Annotated in this window: 13 protein-coding genes and 6 tRNA genes; 13 read left to right on the top strand and 6 right to left on the bottom strand. The window is 41.1% G+C overall.

Going from position 1 to position 16616, the window contains the following annotated elements; all coding sequences use genetic code 11:
- Positions 1-35: 35 nt before the first annotated feature.
- Both BACINT_RS11425 and BACINT_RS11420 read right to left on the bottom strand, forming a co-directional pair.
- On the bottom strand, positions 36-1154 hold the full coding sequence (locus tag BACINT_RS11425) for an OmpA family protein (RefSeq protein ID WP_007663136.1): 1119 nt from the start codon (positions 1152-1154) through the stop codon (positions 36-38).
- A gap of 474 nt (positions 1155-1628) precedes the next feature.
- Positions 1629-2168, bottom strand: a complete 540-nt coding sequence (locus tag BACINT_RS11420) for a glutathione peroxidase (RefSeq protein WP_007663134.1) — start codon at positions 2166-2168, stop codon at positions 1629-1631.
- Between the two features lie 120 nt (positions 2169-2288).
- Between BACINT_RS11420 and araJ the strand changes: the two genes are divergently transcribed.
- From araJ to BACINT_RS11405, 3 genes are read left to right on the top strand one after another with little or no spacing between them, the layout of a single operon-like run.
- Positions 2289-3431, top strand: coding sequence for an MFS transporter AraJ (araJ, locus tag BACINT_RS11415; protein WP_007663132.1), 1143 nt, complete (start codon positions 2289-2291; stop codon positions 3429-3431).
- A gap of 57 nt (positions 3432-3488) precedes the next feature.
- Positions 3489-3908 (top strand): hypothetical protein, encoded by a 420-nt coding sequence (locus BACINT_RS11410; RefSeq protein ID WP_007663130.1) that lies wholly within the window; start codon positions 3489-3491, stop codon positions 3906-3908.
- An 11-nt stretch (positions 3909-3919) separates the two neighbouring features.
- On the top strand, positions 3920-4330 hold the full coding sequence (locus tag BACINT_RS11405; RefSeq protein ID WP_007663127.1) for a hypothetical protein: 411 nt from the start codon (positions 3920-3922) through the stop codon (positions 4328-4330).
- A 73-nt stretch (positions 4331-4403) separates the two neighbouring features.
- Here BACINT_RS11405 and BACINT_RS11400 read toward each other — a convergent pair whose 3' ends face one another.
- The gene (locus tag BACINT_RS11400; protein ID WP_007663126.1) at positions 4404-5315 is read right to left on the bottom strand and encodes an RluA family pseudouridine synthase; all 912 of its coding nucleotides are present in this window, start codon (positions 5313-5315) and stop codon (positions 4404-4406) included.
- Positions 5316-5354: 39 nt separating this feature from the next.
- The gene (rlmD, locus tag BACINT_RS11395; RefSeq protein WP_007663125.1) at positions 5355-6785 is read right to left on the bottom strand and encodes a 23S rRNA (uracil(1939)-C(5))-methyltransferase RlmD; all 1431 of its coding nucleotides are present in this window, start codon (positions 6783-6785) and stop codon (positions 5355-5357) included.
- 200 nt (positions 6786-6985) lie between these two features.
- Here rlmD and ppdK point away from each other — a divergent pair, with 200 nt between their 5' ends.
- Positions 6986-9712, top strand: a complete 2727-nt coding sequence (gene ppdK, locus BACINT_RS11390; RefSeq protein ID WP_007663124.1) for a pyruvate, phosphate dikinase — start codon at positions 6986-6988, stop codon at positions 9710-9712.
- A gap of 167 nt (positions 9713-9879) precedes the next feature.
- The gene (locus BACINT_RS11385; RefSeq protein ID WP_007663123.1) at positions 9880-10764 is read left to right on the top strand and encodes a sensor histidine kinase; all 885 of its coding nucleotides are present in this window, start codon (positions 9880-9882) and stop codon (positions 10762-10764) included.
- A 15-nt stretch (positions 10765-10779) separates the two neighbouring features.
- Here the strand turns inward: BACINT_RS11385 and BACINT_RS11380 are convergent, their stop codons facing one another.
- Together BACINT_RS11380 and BACINT_RS11375 are read right to left on the bottom strand one after the other, a co-directional pair.
- A complete protein-coding gene (locus tag BACINT_RS11380; RefSeq protein ID WP_007663122.1) occupies positions 10780-11388 on the bottom strand; it encodes a thiamine phosphate synthase in 609 nt (202 codons plus the stop codon).
- Between the two features lie 163 nt (positions 11389-11551).
- Positions 11552-12148, bottom strand: a complete 597-nt coding sequence (locus BACINT_RS11375) for a superoxide dismutase (protein WP_007663121.1) — start codon at positions 12146-12148, stop codon at positions 11552-11554.
- Positions 12149-12391: 243 nt separating this feature from the next.
- Here BACINT_RS11375 and BACINT_RS11370 point away from each other — a divergent pair, with 243 nt between their 5' ends.
- The 8 genes from BACINT_RS11370 (at position 12392) to BACINT_RS11335 (ending at position 16614) form a co-directional block, all read left to right on the top strand.
- A complete protein-coding gene (locus BACINT_RS11370) occupies positions 12392-14746 on the top strand; it encodes an ATP-dependent helicase (RefSeq protein ID WP_007663120.1) in 2355 nt (784 codons plus the stop codon).
- Positions 14747-14756: 10 nt separating this feature from the next.
- The gene (gene nspC, locus BACINT_RS11365) at positions 14757-15896 is read left to right on the top strand and encodes a carboxynorspermidine decarboxylase (RefSeq protein WP_021968142.1); all 1140 of its coding nucleotides are present in this window, start codon (positions 14757-14759) and stop codon (positions 15894-15896) included.
- Between the two features lie 110 nt (positions 15897-16006).
- Positions 16007-16079: transfer RNA gene (locus BACINT_RS11360), tRNA-Gly, on the top strand.
- Positions 16080-16106: 27 nt separating this feature from the next.
- A tRNA-Leu gene (locus BACINT_RS11355) sits at positions 16107-16188 on the top strand.
- Between the two features lie 41 nt (positions 16189-16229).
- Positions 16230-16313 (top strand) — tRNA-Leu (locus BACINT_RS11350).
- A 16-nt stretch (positions 16314-16329) separates the two neighbouring features.
- Positions 16330-16402: transfer RNA gene (locus BACINT_RS11345), tRNA-Gly, on the top strand.
- Between the two features lie 26 nt (positions 16403-16428).
- Positions 16429-16513, top strand: a tRNA-Leu gene (locus BACINT_RS11340).
- A gap of 28 nt (positions 16514-16541) precedes the next feature.
- A tRNA-Gly gene (locus tag BACINT_RS11335) sits at positions 16542-16614 on the top strand.
- Positions 16615-16616 lie beyond the last annotated feature (2 nt).

Raw genomic sequence — 16616 nt, 5'->3', positions numbered from 1 at the left:
GCTCTATTTCTTTTATATCAGACCTTATCTGATTACTATTCAGTAATACAAATTGCTACACGATTTTCATTATTAGTAGAGAAAGGTTGAACCTTGTCTCCCTTAAAGTCTACCATGATTCTGTCGGCAGCGATACCTTTTGCTTTCAAAGCCTTCTCAACAGCTAAAGCACGTTCTTTGGAAAGTCGTAGGTTAATGGCTGTTGTACCGGTTCCAGCATCTGCATATCCGCAAATAGAGACTTTTACATCTGCGTTCTTTTGCAGGAATGCAACCAGGTTAGCTATTTTACTTTCTTCAGAAGAACGTATAACAGAAGAATTTATATTGAAGAAGATATTTTCAGTCAAAGGTTTCACTTCCTCTTTTTTCTCCTCTACTGGTGCAGGAACATAAACTGGTTTCGTCTCTTGCTGAACTTCCACTACTGTTTCCACGACCTCCGGAGTATAAGCAACGACAGGTTTTGCCTTTTTGCCACTCTTTCCGAACTTGAATGTAAAACCGGCCAATGCATTAAGCTGCCAGTCGGCATTGTCAGCCTTCTTGGAGTTGAATTTATCCGATACGACATTGGCATTCACTTCAAGATTGAAAGATACATGGTTGCTCAGACGCAAATTTGTACCCAACCCCCCACGGCCGGCTACAAAAACCTTTTTGCCGCTCCAGAGATATTGCATGCGGTAACCTGCTGCGTCCAGTGCAACAGCATCGTCATTGTTGAATCCACCGGCGAGACCTACTCCCACGAACATATAAGCGTTGAAGAAACGTTTTGGATTATAGTGGCAGAACAGGTTGCTCAGGTCAAGTGTGGCATCTACGTTTCCTTGCAGATAGTTGAATTTATAGGAATCGTCAAGTGCCGCCCATTTACCTTTTGCTTGCCAGCCACTTGCACCGGCGCGTATTCCCCATAGAGGAGTAAACTTGTATCCGACAGAAAGAGCTGCTGCAGGAGAGATCAGGTCTTTAAAACTGGCCTCACCAACAGTTTCTGCAGCACCTGCCTGTACCTGCATATACCAATGAGGTTTGAATGTTGTTTTACTTTCTTCTGTGACTTGCCCGGAAGATTGAGTATTTTGTGCCAATCCGGCTAAAGTGCTTAGGCATAGAGCCATGAGCATAAAACTTCTTTTTGATTTCATATTCGTTTGTTTTTAATTTTTTTGAGTTCGCGAAATTAACTATTATTTGTTAGATTTATACTATATAACAAAAAATAAAGGATTTTGTTTGCGTTGTAACGCTTATAGGAAAGAATTCTGTTGAATGACGTATAATTTACTCATAATCAGTTGTCTGGGATGGCTACACCCTTTGCTCCGGATGGCTACACCCTTTTGTGCTCAAGGCTACACCATTCGGGTGAAAGGGTGTAGCCCTGTTGCAAACATGATTTTTACGTAATAGTCTATGCTGTTTTATATATCTTAGCTATCTTTGCCTGCTAAAATATTTAAAGCTACAAAAATATGTTAGGTCGTATCATTGCAATGGTAATAGCTGGAGTGATTATAGTTTATCTGGTTCGTTGGATAGATAACTTTTTCTCCGGATTCCGAAAATGAAAAACATAATAAGCCCTGAAACTTATGATAAATTTCGGGGCTTATTATGTTCTATTTCTCAATCCATTCTGTTATCTTCTCCGATAGCGGATCAGTTGTGGAGCCATAGGAGGCTATCCACTTTCCATTTTCATCTATCAGGAATTTATGGAAATTCCAGCCAACTTTTGCATTTTCCACGCCATTTTCGCTTTTTTCGGTAAGCCATTTATAGAGAGGAGCAATGTCTTTCCCTTTAACAGAGATTTTTGCCATCATTGGGAAGGTAACTCCGTAGTTCAATGTGCAGAATTCTTTGATTTCCTCATTACTGCCTGGCTCTTGGCTCAGGAAATTATTGGCAGGAAAGCCTATTATTACAAAATTGTCTTTTCCATATTTTTTATATAGCTCTTCAAGCTTGGCATATTGCGGAGTGAAGCCACATTTGGATGCTACGTTAACTACCAGTACTTTCTTTCCCTTAAAGGTGGAAAGTGATAAATCTTCTCCATCAATCGTCTTGACTGTGAAGTCATAAAAACTTTTCTGCTGTGCATGGGCAGCTATTGCTGTTATTGCCATAAATAGACTTATAATAATTGTTTTCATATTACTGTTCTGTTTATATATAAAAACAAAATGAAGCCATGAATAGTTTATTATTGGAATAAAAAAAACACTACCTTTGCACCCCGGTAAAAAGATTAGTTTTTTGTAGGTAAAATAGGTATGAAGAAGAGTCTTATTGCATTAGCGTTCGGCACCTTGGGATTAGGGATTGCCGAGTTTGTCATGATGGGCATTCTGCCCGATGTGGCTAAAGATTTGGGTGTTAGTATTCCTGTGGCAGGGCATTTTATTTCTGCATATGCTTTGGGAGTATGTGTCGGGGCACCCACTCTGATCTTGGCCCGTAAACATCCACTGAAACATATTTTGTTGGCGTTGGTGACTCTGATAATGCTAGGGAATATCTGTGCAGCAATGGCGCCTAATTATTGGGTATTATTACTGGCTCGTTTTATTTCCGGACTTCCTCATGGGGCTTATTTCGGTGTAGCTTCTATTGTTGCCGAAAAATTGGCTGATAAGGGTAAAGGCTCTGAGGCCGTATCTATCATGATTGCCGGAATGACTATAGCCAATCTTTTTGGAGTTCCATTGGGAACATCATTGAGTAATGCTATCTCATGGCGGGTAACATTCTTGCTGGTGGGTTGTTGGGGAGTGATTATTCTTTATTATATCTGGCGTTGGGTACCCCACGTGGAAGGGCTGAAAGATACTGGTTTCAAAGGACAGTTCCGTTTTCTTAAAACCCCGGTTCCCTGGCTCATTTTAGGGGCGACGGCACTGGGTAATGGCGGAGTTTTTTGTTGGTACAGTTATATTAACCCGTTATTGACGAATGTATCCGGTTTCAGTGCCGAAAGCATTACCGGATTGATGGTATTGGCCGGTTTTGGTATGGTGGTGGGTAATCTGGTGAGTGGGCGTCTTTCTGACCAATATACTCCCGGAAAAGTAGGTACTACTGTGCAAGCTATGATTTGTGTTGTGCTGTTATTGATATTCTTCTTGTCTCCTTATCCGTGGTTATCAGCATTATTGATGTGCCTTTGTACTGCCGGTTTGTTCGCGGTTTCCAGTCCGGAACAAGTGTTGATTATCCGTGTGGCAAAAGGTGGAGAGATGCTGGGAGCGGCTTGTGTGCAAGTGGCATTTAACTTGGGAAATGCCATCGGTGCGTATGTTGGTGGGCTTGCTATCAGTGGCGGTTATCGTTATCCGGCACTGGCAGGAGTTCCTTTCGCCATGGTCGGTTTTATTCTGTTTCTGACCTTCTACAAGAAATATCAGGCGAAATATTAAAACATTTCGATTTCTTTTCGTATTTTTGTCCACAGTTATTAACTAAACTTGATAATTATGAAAACTTTGAATTGCGTAAAAATATTATTGCTATGCATCTTTGCTGTTGGTTTATTGTCTTGCGGGGATGATGTATATTACACGATGGAGAATAGTGACAAAAAGCTATGTGACAGAACCTGGATAGATGAATATGAGACGGATGAGGGCTTAACATGTACTTATCAACTCAGATTCTTTAAAGATAATAATAAAGGGCAGGAACTTACAACCACCTATGATACCGGTGGAAAAACGACTGTCGACAGAGAATTTTCCTGGCGTTGGACAGATGATAGCAAGGAAGCTTTAAGACTTACTTTTTCAGATGGAAAAGTAAAGTACTTTGAGAATGTATGGGTACGTGATCATTATCTTAGTGGTAAGCTGGATGGGAAGATGCTGATGATGACAGACTCCAATTATAATAATAAATAATACATGTAATTATGAAATCTTTAGTTTATAAATTATTGTTTCTCTCTGTGTTTATTATGGGATTTACATCCTGTGATGATAGGGAGGATACTGAATTTAACTTGCCTGGTGAATGGTACACTTCTGATGAGATAGATTTTGGAATATATACTTGGGGAAGAGGGACAGTTATGACGTTTAATGAACGTTATCAAGGTACTATTGGTTCGAAAGGGGATCCTAATTACCTTTTGTTCAGGTGGAGCTGGCTGGAAGGTTCTTATAATGTGATGGAATTGGAATTCTATGATGATGGTAGTACAGCTTATATTTGGGGAGCTCAGGCGGATGCTAATTCTTTCAGTGGTACTTGGTATAATAGCTGGAGGGAATATAAAGATGATATTAATGGGCAAAGCTTTTATATGCGTCGTGTAAGATAAAAAAGTATATTATATAAAAGAAATTGCGCAGATTGATAAAATTCACTTTATTAATCTGCGCAATTTCTTTTTTTTATTTCTTCAGAAACAACTTTTTAAAATCATTCGGATAAGGCGTTTCAAACTGCATCAATTCTCCTGTAACCGGGTGATAGAAGCATAATTTGAAGGCATGTAGCGCTAGGCGTCCGATAGGATTTACCTCTTCGAGTCCGTAACGCCCGTCCCCAACAATAGGATGTCCTAAGTCTTGCATATGTACCCGGATTTGGTTTTTACGTCCGGTTTCAAGGTTTAGTTCCACAAGAGAATAACCATTGGCACGCTTAATAGTGCGATAATGTGTAATTGACTTTTGTCCTCCGTCATCTGTCGGACTGGAATATACATAAAGAGTACGATCCGTGAGCCAGGATATTATACAACCGGCATTCTTCTCCATCTCTCCCGCAACTACAGCTACATAACGACGGTCGGTTACAATCTCATGCCAATTATCACGCAGCGTACGCTGTGTTTTTTCATCTTTTGCAAACATCATTAACCCGGAAGTATCACGATCGAGGCGGTGGACAATATAAACGTTGCTGCCGCGTCCATTGGAGCGTTGCACATATTCATTTAAAATATGATAGGCTGTACGTTCCTTCTGGCGTTCACTGCTGACTGACAGTAAACCTTGCATCTTTTCCACCACTATGATATATGCATCTTCATATACGATCTTCAGCAATTTGTTATGAAACTCCTTTTTACCCTTATCACGGCTAATCTGTACTTTCATGCCCGGTTTTAGCGGAAAATTGTATTGAGTGGTTATCACACTGTCTACGAACACCACTCGTTTGCTGAGCAATGATTTTAGTTTGGTGCGACTGGCGTCCGGCATCTTGGCTGCCAGGAACTCCATAAGTTCCATCGGTTCATTTACTGTGTAGTCCGTATATTGAGTGCGGGCCCGTGCTACTATTTTTCCTCTTGCCACGTTGATAGTGATTAATGGTTAGTGATTAGTGATTAATTCTCAGTCTTCATTTCTTAATTCCAGAAGCACTACGTTTTCTACGTGGTGAGTATGTGGGAACATATCCACCGGTTGTACGGCTTTTACTTTGTATTTTACGTCGAGCAGTTGCAGGTCGCGTGCCTGTGTGGCTGGATTACAACTTACATATACAATACGTTTCGGTTCGGCAAATAAGATAACGTCTACTACATCCTGATGCATACCGGCTCGAGGAGGATCGGTGATAATAACATCCGGTCGACCGTATTGGTTGATGAAATCCTGTGTTAGCATATCTTTCATATCACCGGCAAAGAATAAGGTGTTCTCAATACCGTTGATTTCTGCATTTACCTTTGCATCCTCAATAGCTTCGGGTACATATTCGATACCGATAACCTGGCGGGCTTGCTTGGAGACAAAGTTAGCAATGGTTCCTGTACCTGTATAAAGGTCATATACCAGTTCTTTTCCGGTTAATCCCGCAAAATTGCGTGCTATCTTATAAAGGTTGTATGCTTGTTCGGAATTGGTTTGATAGAACGATTTAGGACCTATTTTAAAACGTAATCCTTCCATTTCTTCAAAGATGTGATCTTTACCTTTAAAAGTATGTACATCCAGGTCGGTAATAGTATCGTTGCGCTTATTATTAATAATGTATAGAAGGGAAGTTATTTCGGGAAATGTATCAGCAACATATTGCAGGAGTTGTTTGAACAGTTGCAGTTCTCTTTCTTCTTCCTCTATTTTTGCAACGAGAATCACCATAAGTTCCCCGGTAGTGGAGGTACGGATAATCATATTGCGTAACATTCCTTCCTGAGTACGCAGATTAATGAATGAATAATCATGCTCGTAAGCATAATCGCGTACAGCATTCCGGATACGGTTGGATATGTCATCCTGTAACCAGCATTTCTCTATCGCTAGTACTTTATCAAAAGCATTGGGGATGTGGAAACCTACAGCATTCATTTGATCATATACCACATTTTGCTTAACTTCTTCTTCCGTCAACCAGCGTTTGTTAGAAAAAGTGTACTCCAGTTTATTTCTATAGAACTGTGTTTTCTCAGAACCGAGAATCGGGGAAATCTCCGGAAGTTCAATTTTTCCGATGCGGGTAAGGTTGTCAGTTACTTGTTTTTGCTTGTATTTGATCTGTTCGGAATAAGGGAGAACTTGCCATTTGCAACCACCACATACCCCATAATGTTGGCAAAATGGGACGGCTCTTTCACGAGAATATTCGTGGAACTTCACTGCTACGGCTTCAGCATAATGATGCTTTTTTCTCTTAATTTGCAGGTCTACTACATCTCCGGGAACGACATAAGGTACGAAAATAACCAAATCATTGACCTTTGCGATGGCTTTTCCTTCGGCAGCCACATCCGTTATTGTCACTTTCTCCAGTAGGGGAAGTTCTTTTCTATTTCTTGCCACTTTTACACCAGTCTAATAAATTATTCTGCAAAAATAGACATTTTTTCGGGAATTCTCTCTATGAAGTGAAATATTAAAGATTGCAATGTCGAAATTGCATTTTGATAGAAAGTTTTTTCTCAAAAAGTTTTCTAGTATGCGAAATATACTTAGATTTGCGAACAGAAAAAAATCACAATCGAGAAACTTAAATTTATATTATGGACAAGAAAAGAGTTTATACCTTTGGTAACGGTCAGGCAGAAGGAAAGGCCGACATGAAAAATCTTTTGGGAGGTAAAGGTGCCAACCTTGCCGAAATGAACCTTATCGGGGTTCCGGTTCCTCCTGGTTTTACAATCACGACTGAGGTTTGTACCGAATATAATGAGATGGGGCAGGAAAAAGTTGTTGCTCTGTTGAAAGGCGAAGTAGAAAGCGCTATAGCAAAAGTAGAAGAATTAATGTCTTCTAAGTTCGGTGATGTAGAAAATCCATTACTGGTTTCAGTGCGTTCGGGCGCTCGTGCTTCTATGCCGGGTATGATGGACACGATCCTTAATTTGGGTCTGAATGATGAAGTAGTAGAAGGATTGACACGTAAAACAGGCAATGCACGTTTTGCATGGGACTCTTACCGTCGTTTCGTACAGATGTATGGTGACGTGGTATTGGGTATGAAACCGACTAATAAAGAGGATATCGATCCATTTGAAGCCATCATTGAAGAGGTGAAGCACGCAAAAGGCGTGAAGCTGGATAATGAACTGGAAGTGGAAGACCTTAAAGAATTAGTGAAGAAGTTTAAAGCTGCTGTAAAGGAGCAAACCGGAAAAGACTTCCCGGCTTGTGCTTATGAGCAGTTGTGGGGCGCTGTTTGTGCGGTATTCAATTCATGGATGAATGAACGTGCTATTCTATATCGCAAGATGGAAAGTATACCCGATGAGTGGGGTACAGCCGTTAATGTTCAGGCAATGGTATTCGGTAATATGGGTGAGACTTCTGCTACAGGTGTTTGCTTTAGCCGCGATGCCGGTACAGGTGAAGACTTGTTTAATGGTGAATACTTGATTAATGCACAAGGTGAAGACGTTGTGGCAGGTATCCGTACACCGCAGCAGATTACCAAAATCGGTTCACAGCGTTGGGCAGAACTTGCAGGCGTTAGCGAAGAAGAACGTGCAGCCAAATATCCGTCAATGGAAGAGGCTATGCCGGAAATCTATAAAGAACTGGATACTCTGCAGACTAAGTTGGAAGACCACTATAGAGATATGCAGGATATGGAATTTACCGTTCAGGAAGGTAAACTCTGGTTTCTCCAGACGCGTAACGGTAAACGTACCGGTGCTGCTATGGTGAAGATTGCAATGGATTTGTTGCATCAGGGCATGATTGATGAGAAAACTGCATTGATGCGCTGCGAGCCCAATAAATTGGACGAATTGCTCCACCCTGTGTTTGATAAGACTGCTTTGAAACAAGCCAAGGTTTTAACTCGTGGTCTTCCCGCATCTCCGGGTGCTGCTACAGGACAGATTGTCTTTTTTGCAGATGATGCTGCAGAATGGCATGCTGCCGGTAAGCGTATTATAATGGTACGTATCGAGACTTCTCCCGAAGATTTGGCGGGTATGGCAGTTGCAGAAGGTATTCTTACTGCTCGCGGTGGTATGACTTCTCATGCAGCAGTAGTTGCCCGTGGTATGGGTAAGTGCTGTGTATCCGGTGCCGGTGCTTTGAATATTGATTATAAGGCTCGTACTGTAGAAATAGATGGCATTCTGCTGAAAGAAGGTGATTATATTTCATTGAATGGTAGTACAGGTGTAGTTTATAAAGGTCAGGTAGAAACAAAGGCTGCTGAACTTTCAGGAGATTTTGCTGAATTGATGGATCTGGCTGATAAGTATACGAAACTTCAGGTACGTACCAATGCAGATACTCCCCATGATGCCGGCGTAGCTCGCAACTTTGGTGCTGTAGGTATCGGTCTTTGCCGTACGGAACATATGTTTTTTGAAGGTGAAAAAATTAAAGCTATGCGTGAGATGATCCTCGCAGAAGATGCGGAAGGACGTCGCAAGGCTTTGGCCAAGATATTGCCTTACCAACAAGCTGACTTTAAGGGTATCTTCCAGGCTATGGAAGGTTGTCCGGTAACTGTTCGTCTGCTCGATCCTCCTTTGCACGAATTTGTTCCGCATGATTTGAAGGGACAACAAGAAATGGCGGACGCTATGGGCGTTAGTTTGCAATATATCCAGCAACGTGTAGAGTCACTTTGTGAACATAATCCGATGTTGGGACACCGCGGATGTCGTTTGGGTAATACGTATCCTGAAATTACTCAGATGCAGACACGTGCTATCCTTGGTGCTGCTTTGGAACTGAAGAAAGAAGGTGTGGAAACCCATCCGGAAATCATGGTTCCGCTGACTGGTATTTTGTATGAGTTCAAAGAACAGGAAAAGGTAATTCGCGAAGAAGCTGCTGCACTTTTCGCTGAACTGGGTGATAGCATTGACTTCAAGGTAGGTACGATGATTGAAATTCCTCGCGCTGCTTTGACTGCTGACCGTATTGCTTCTTCTGCTGAGTTCTTCTCATTTGGTACAAATGACTTAACGCAGATGACATTCGGTTATTCACGTGATGACATTGCTTCTTTCCTTCCGGTTTATCTGGAAAAGAAGATTCTGAAAGTAGACCCATTCCAGGTTCTCGATCAAAATGGAGTAGGACAGCTGGTACGTATGGCTACGGAAAAAGGTCGTGCTATTCGTCCGGACTTGAAATGCGGTATTTGCGGTGAGCATGGCGGTGAACCTTCTTCTGTAAAATTCTGCCATAAGGTGGGTTTGAACTACGTTAGTTGTTCTCCATTTAGAGTACCTATAGCACGCCTCGCAGCGGCGCAGGCAGCTATTGAAGATCTGAAATAAAAGACTTCATAAATCTTATTTATAGGCTGTAAACCTTTTTTAGAAAGGCTTACAGCCTATCTTTTTTAGAAAAACATGTATCTATTGATCAGTTATTTGTTTTTTCTTTAGTATATTTGTACCACATATAGAATTAGGATCATCTTTATCTTTTAATAACCAACTTTATGAAGCCGGATTTTGCAACATTTTATATTTTAGGGGCATCAGATTTTTATCAAAGGAATGAAATACTCTTGCTATGCTTTGGAGTAATTATTTTATTACTTCTGGTCATTATGATTGTGGTGTCTATCAACAAGACCAAGAGGTTGAAGACTTTGCAACAATTAAATGAAGTAGCGGAAGAAAGTAATCAGCTGAAGAATGCCTTTATCGCTAATATGACCCATGAGATACGTACTCCACTTAATGCGATTGTCGGATTTACAAATGTACTTGCTGAGACTGATAATCTGAGTAGAGAAGAACGAATGATTTTTCTGAAAGAAATCAATGACAATAAAGATTTTCTTGTTCAGATGATTAATGATTTATTGGACTTCTCAAAGATTGAGGCCAATACAATGGAATATAAAGATGGAGATGTGGATGTGAATGCTTTGATTCAGGAAATGTGTGCTGCAGAAAATGCACATCCCCGTCCGTCGGGTATTCAGATAGAGTTTGTAGAGAAACTTCCCCAATGTCGTTTAATGATAGACCGGGTACGTTTTGCACAGGTCATTAATAATTTGGTGAAAAATGCTTTGAAGTTTACAGAACAGGGTAGTGTGAAGATTGGATATCGCCGTTTGAGTAATAATAACTTTTATTTTTATGTAGCTGATACAGGATGTGGCATTGATGAAGAAAGTCGCCGGGCTATCTTTGAACGTTTTGTGAAGATGAACTATAACATTCGTGGCACAGGTTTAGGTCTTTCTATTACGAAATCTATTGTTGAACACTATGGTGGTGGCATTGGTGTAGAATCTAAAAAAGGAGAAGGCTCTACATTCTATTTTACTTTGCCTGCTGGGGTCGAATATAAAGAATATGGGAAGTTCTAATGGAAATTGAACTTTTTAATCCGCCATTTCCTTTAGTTTCTTAAAGTGGCGGATGACACCTAAATAATCCCGATCTGTACAAACATTGAATTTATTCCATAAATCACCGAGTACTACTGCACCGCCGAATCCGAAATCTTTTATTTCCAGAATATTGTCTGGAGTGATTCCTCCTAAAGCCATAACTTTAGTATCTATTATTCTTTCTTTTCCAGCTGTGCGCAATTCTTCTGGAGTATAACCGGAAAGAGTACCTGTTTTGGTGATACAGTCGTATACGGGGCTCATAAATACATAATCATAAAAATGCTTTTTGCTTTTTACTTCTTCTACAGAATGGCAAGTACAGCTGACATGTCCTGAGTAATCATGTGGTTCATTAGGATTACGTGTGTTCAGATGAATACCCATGAGGTCAAACTCTTCCTTTAAATAGAAATGTTCGTGAGTAACAATGCGTCTATGATATTTTTCAGGTATTAGCGTCAAAAGTCGCTCGGAATACATAGCAGGAGTTTCCGGTTTCCGCAGATGCAAAATATCCAGCCCTTCTTCAAAGAGTGCTGTAATGATCTTGTCCTCTTCCACAAAAAATGTGGGCGCTGTGACTATGATGAGCTTCATTTTTATTTGTTAAACGTTTATGTTTAGCAAAGTTAATGATAAATGCTTTCAGTAGGTAACGTTTTTCTTTAAAATATGTTAGATTGAAACACAAACGCACCTATGGGAAGTTTCTATTCCCGTAGGTGCGCATTAAAAAAAGAGTTTATAAGGTTGTTGTTGCTTATTTCAGTCGATTACCCACTACATCCCAGTCGATAATACTCCAAAGAGCATTAACATGATCGGCACGGCGATTCTGATAATCAAGATAGTAGGAGTGTTCCCACACATCGAAGCCTAACAATGGAATAAGTCCTGCACGTACAGGGTTACTGCCATTAGCTTCTTTGGTTATATGAAGTTTTCCGTTCTTATCTACTGATAACCAAGCCCAGCCAGAGCCGAATAATCCTACGGCAGCAGCTGTGAACTCTTTTTTGAAGTTATCGAAGCTTCCAAAATCGCGTTTAATAGCTTCTGCTAATTTACCGGTTGGCTCACTATGAGCAGGTTTGGGGGAAAATTGCAGGAAGTATAAAGTATGGTTCAGAACTTGTCCTGCATTATTGAAGATGGCTCCATCTGGTGCAGTAGCTACTATGGTTACTAAATCTTTATTTTCATACTCTGTACCCGGAACCAGGTTATTGAGGTTATTTACGTATGTTTGTAAGTGCTTACCGTAGTGGTAATCTATAGTTTGCTGACTGATTACAGGTTCCAACGCATTGTTTGCATATGGAAGTTTAGGCATTTCGTATGTCATAATTATAAGCATTAAAGATGTTAATAATGTATTCATAATTTGTCTTGAATTATGTTTCTGTTAATATAACGTTTGATATCCAATAAATGTTCTTCCATATCTATAAAACTTTTTGAAGATGTAGAATGACTTGTTGTGGAAGTGCATAATAAACAGTGACTTATGGACTGTTTTCTGAAATGTAATATGCTATCTTAATTATTTTAGTTCGTATACATTGTATGAATCTAAAAAGAATCCCTTAATTTTGCATACATGAATACGAATTATATCGAAGAACTGAATGAAGGACAGCGCGCAGCAGTGCTATACAACGAGGGCCCGTCACTGGTTATAGCCGGTGCTGGTTCCGGTAAGACGCGGGTGCTGACCTATAAAATAGCCTATTTGTTAGAGAATGGTTATCAGCCATGGAATATATTGGCTTTAACTTTTACCAATAAAGCTGCCCGTGAAATGAAAGAGCGTATTGCCCGGCAGGTAGGAGACCAGCGGGCACGTCATTTATGGATGGGCACATTCCATTCCATATTTTTGCGTATTTTGCATGTGGAAGCCGTAAATATAGGTTTTACTTCACAGTTTACCATTTATGATACGGCGGACAGTAAGAGTCTGATGCGTTCTATTATAAAAGAAATGGGCTTGGATGAGAAAGTGTATAAACCGGGGAATGTACAGGCACGTATATCCAATGCGAAAAATCATTTAGTTTCACCTGCGGCGTATGCATCCAATAAAGAGGCATATGAGGGCGATTGTGCAGCTAAGATGCCTGCAATACGTGATATTTATCATCGCTATTGGGATCGTTGCAGGCAGGCGGATGCAATGGATTTTGATGATTTACTTTTTTATACTTTTATACTGTTCAGGGATCATCCGGAAGTGTTAGCGCGTTATCAGGAACAGTTTCGCTATATTCTGGTAGATGAGTATCAGGATACTAATTATGCTCAGCATAGCATTGTATTACAGTTGGCAAAAGATCATCAGCAGGTTTGTGTGGTAGGAGATGATGCCCAGAGTATTTACTCTTTCCGGGGAGCTGATATTGATAATATATTATACTTTACTAAAATATATCCCAATACAAAAGTCTTTAAACTGGAACAAAATTATCGGTCTACACAAACTATTGTTTGTGCGGCGAATAGTTTGATTGAGAAGAATGAGAGGCAAATACGTAAGGAGGTTTTTTCGGAGAAAGAGAAAGGGGAAGCCATTGGTGTGTTTCAGGCATACAGTGATGTGGAAGAGGGAGATATTGTAGTCAATAAGATTGCGGAACTTCGTCGCTCGGAGCATTATCCCTATTCGGATTTTGCTATACTTTACCGTACCAATGCGCAGAGTCGTGTCTTTGAGGAAGCAATGCGTAAGCGGGGTATGCCATACCGTATTTACGGTGGATTATCCTTTTATCAACGTAAGGAGATTAAGGATGTGATAGCTTATTTCCGGTTGGTTGTTAATCCGAATGATGAAGAAGCATTTAAGCGGATTATTAACTATCCGGCTCGTGGTATTGGTGATACGACAGTGGGGAAGATCATTACTGCAGCTACTGAGAATGGTGTCAGTCTTTGGACTGTGTTATGCGAACCGTTGACATATGGGCTGAATTTCAATAAGGGTACACATTCCAAATTACAGATTTTCCGCGATTTGATTTCAGGATTTCTGGAAGGTGTAGTGGATAAAAATGCTTATGAAATTGGTACGGAAATTATCCGTCAATCCGGTATTATTAATGATGTCTGCCAGGATAATTCTCCGGAGAACCTTAGTCGTAAGGAGAATATCGAGGAGTTGGTCAATGGTATGAGTGATTTTTGTGCGATGCGTTTGGAAGAAGGTAATCCTAATATATCGTTGACTGATTTTCTTTCGGAGGTCTCACTGTTGACAGATCAGGACTCAGATAAAGATGGAGATGATGAGAAAATTACGCTTATGACTGTCCATTCTGCCAAAGGATTGGAGTTTAGGAATGTATTTGTGGTGGGAATGGAAGAAAATCTTTTTCCCAGTGGTATGGTAGGGGATTCACCCCGTGCGTTAGAAGAGGAAAGACGTTTGTTCTATGTGGCCATTACCCGTGCAGAAGAACATTGTTTTCTGTCATATGCCCGTACCCGTTTTCGCTATGGAAAAATGGAATTTGGCAGTCCTAGTCGCTTCCTGAAGGATATAGATATTCGTTTTCTGCGTTTGCCCCAGGAGGCAGGGCTTAGTAATAAGATTGATGATGAGTCCGGGGCATTTCGTCGGGAGAATAGCACTGGTTTCTCTCGTTCACCCCATGTACGCGAATCATTTTATAATAAGGAAAAAGAAACTCCTCAGCGTCCTAAACAGCAGATGATTGCTCCGAGCGTTCCGCGCAACCTGAAGCGGGTGACTTCATCAACTCCTGCTTCTTCATCGGTTCCTGCTTCTGCAATGGCAGTACACCCCGGACAATTGATCGAGCACGAACGTTTTGGTCTGGGAGAAGTTGTGAAAGTGGAAGGTGAAGGGGATAATGCTAAAGCTACCATTCGTTTCAAGAATGCGGGTGACAAGCAACTTTTATTGCGCTTTGCCCGTTTTAAAATAATCGGATAAAAAAGAAAATATGATAGATTTTGATCGTTTCCCTTCTCCATGCTATATTATGGATGAAGAATTATTGAGAAAAAACCTCACGCTGATAAAAAGTGTTGCCGATCGTGCCGGGGTGGAAATTATTCTGGCCTTTAAATCGTTTGCTATGTGGCGCTCATTTCCTATTTTTAGGGAATATGTCGAGCATTCTACGGCGAGTTCCGTATATGAAGCGCGATTGGCACTGGAAGAGTTCGGCAGTAAAGCTCATACCTATTCTCCTGCCTATACGGAGGCTGATTTCCCGGAAATCATGCGTTGTAGTAGTCATATAACCTTTAATTCTTTGTCACAATTCTGCCGTTTCTATCCTGCGGTGGTAAAGGAAGGAAGTGGAATTTCCTGTGGTATTCGTATCAATCCTGAATATTCAGAAGTAGAAACAGAGTTATATAATCCTTGTGCTCCCGGAACCCGTTTCGGCATAACGGCAGATTTACTGACTGAAACCTTGCCGCAGGGTATTGAAGGGTTTCATTGCCACTGCCACTGTGAGTCTTCTTCTTACGAACTGGAACGTACGCTTAAGCATTTGGAAGAAAAATTCTCTTATTGGTTCCCGCAGATAAAATGGCTGAATCTGGGTGGTGGTCATTTGATGACACGTAAAGATTATGATGTAGAGCATCTTATTCATTTATTGAATGATTTACGTAGCCGCCATCCTCATTTGCGTATTATTTTGGAGCCAGGTTCTGCTTTTACCTGGCAAACTGGTGTTTTGACTTCCGAAGTAGTGGATATTGTAGAAAGTCGCGGCATTCGCACAGCTATTCTCAATGTTAGCTTTACCTGTCACATGCCCGACTGTCTTGAAATGCCTTATCAGCCCGCTGTATGTGGTGCTGAAATGGGGAATAATGGTTGCCATGTATATCGTTTGGGAGGGAATTCATGCCTGAGTGGTGATTATATGGGAGATTGGAGTTTCGATCATGAACTGCAGATCGGAGAACGCATAGTCTTCGAAGATATGATTCATTACACTATGGTAAAAACAAATATGTTCAATGGAATCCATCATCCTGCTATTGCTATGTGGACGAAAGATGGGAAGGCTGAAATATTCAGGCAATTTTCTTACGAAGATTATCGGGACAGAATGAGTTGATAATCAAAAACATGTCTTCAGAGTGGAGGAGATGTATAGTTTTCTTCGCGAAAAAAACGGGCGGAATGTTTGCAGGTTTGGAGAAAATATCTACCTTTGCATCCGCAATCGCGGAAATAGCTCAGTTGGTAGAGCATAACCTTGCCAAGGTTAGGGTCGCGAGTTCGAGTCTCGTTTTCCGCTCAAGTGCATAGATTGCAATTACCTAATGCCCAGGTGGCGGAATTGGTAGACGCGCACGTTTCAGGTGCGTGTGTCGAGAGGCATGCAGGTTCGAGTCCTGTTCTGGGCACATTAGGTGAGGCAATTGCTCTTTGAGAATATGAAATGTATGGAGAGGTGGCGGAATTGGTAGACGCGCTACTTTGAGGGGGTAGTGACAGTTATGTCGTGGGAGTTCGAGTCTCCTTCTCTTCACACAGTCATCATAGTTGCGGAAATAGCTCAGTTGGTAGAGCATAACCTTGCCAAGGTTAGGGTCGCGAGTTCGAGTCTCGTTTTCCGCTCTCTTTTATATAAAAGATGACACAATGCCCAGGTGGCGGAATTGGTAGACGCGCACGTTTCAGGTGCGTGTGTCGAGAGGCATGCAGGTTCGAGTCCTGTTCTGGGCACCAACTCTTTGTGAAAAGAGAGTCATCTAATGCGGAAATAGCTCAGTTGGTAGAGCATAACCTTGCCAAGGTTAGGGTCGCGAGTTCGAGTCTCGTTTTCCGCTCA

This window comes from Bacteroides intestinalis DSM 17393, from assembly GCF_000172175.1.
In the GTDB taxonomy this organism is placed as follows: domain Bacteria; phylum Bacteroidota; class Bacteroidia; order Bacteroidales; family Bacteroidaceae; genus Bacteroides; species Bacteroides intestinalis.
The sequence above is the reverse complement of the archived record's forward strand: the minus strand, read 5'-3'. Positions and strand labels throughout refer to the sequence as shown.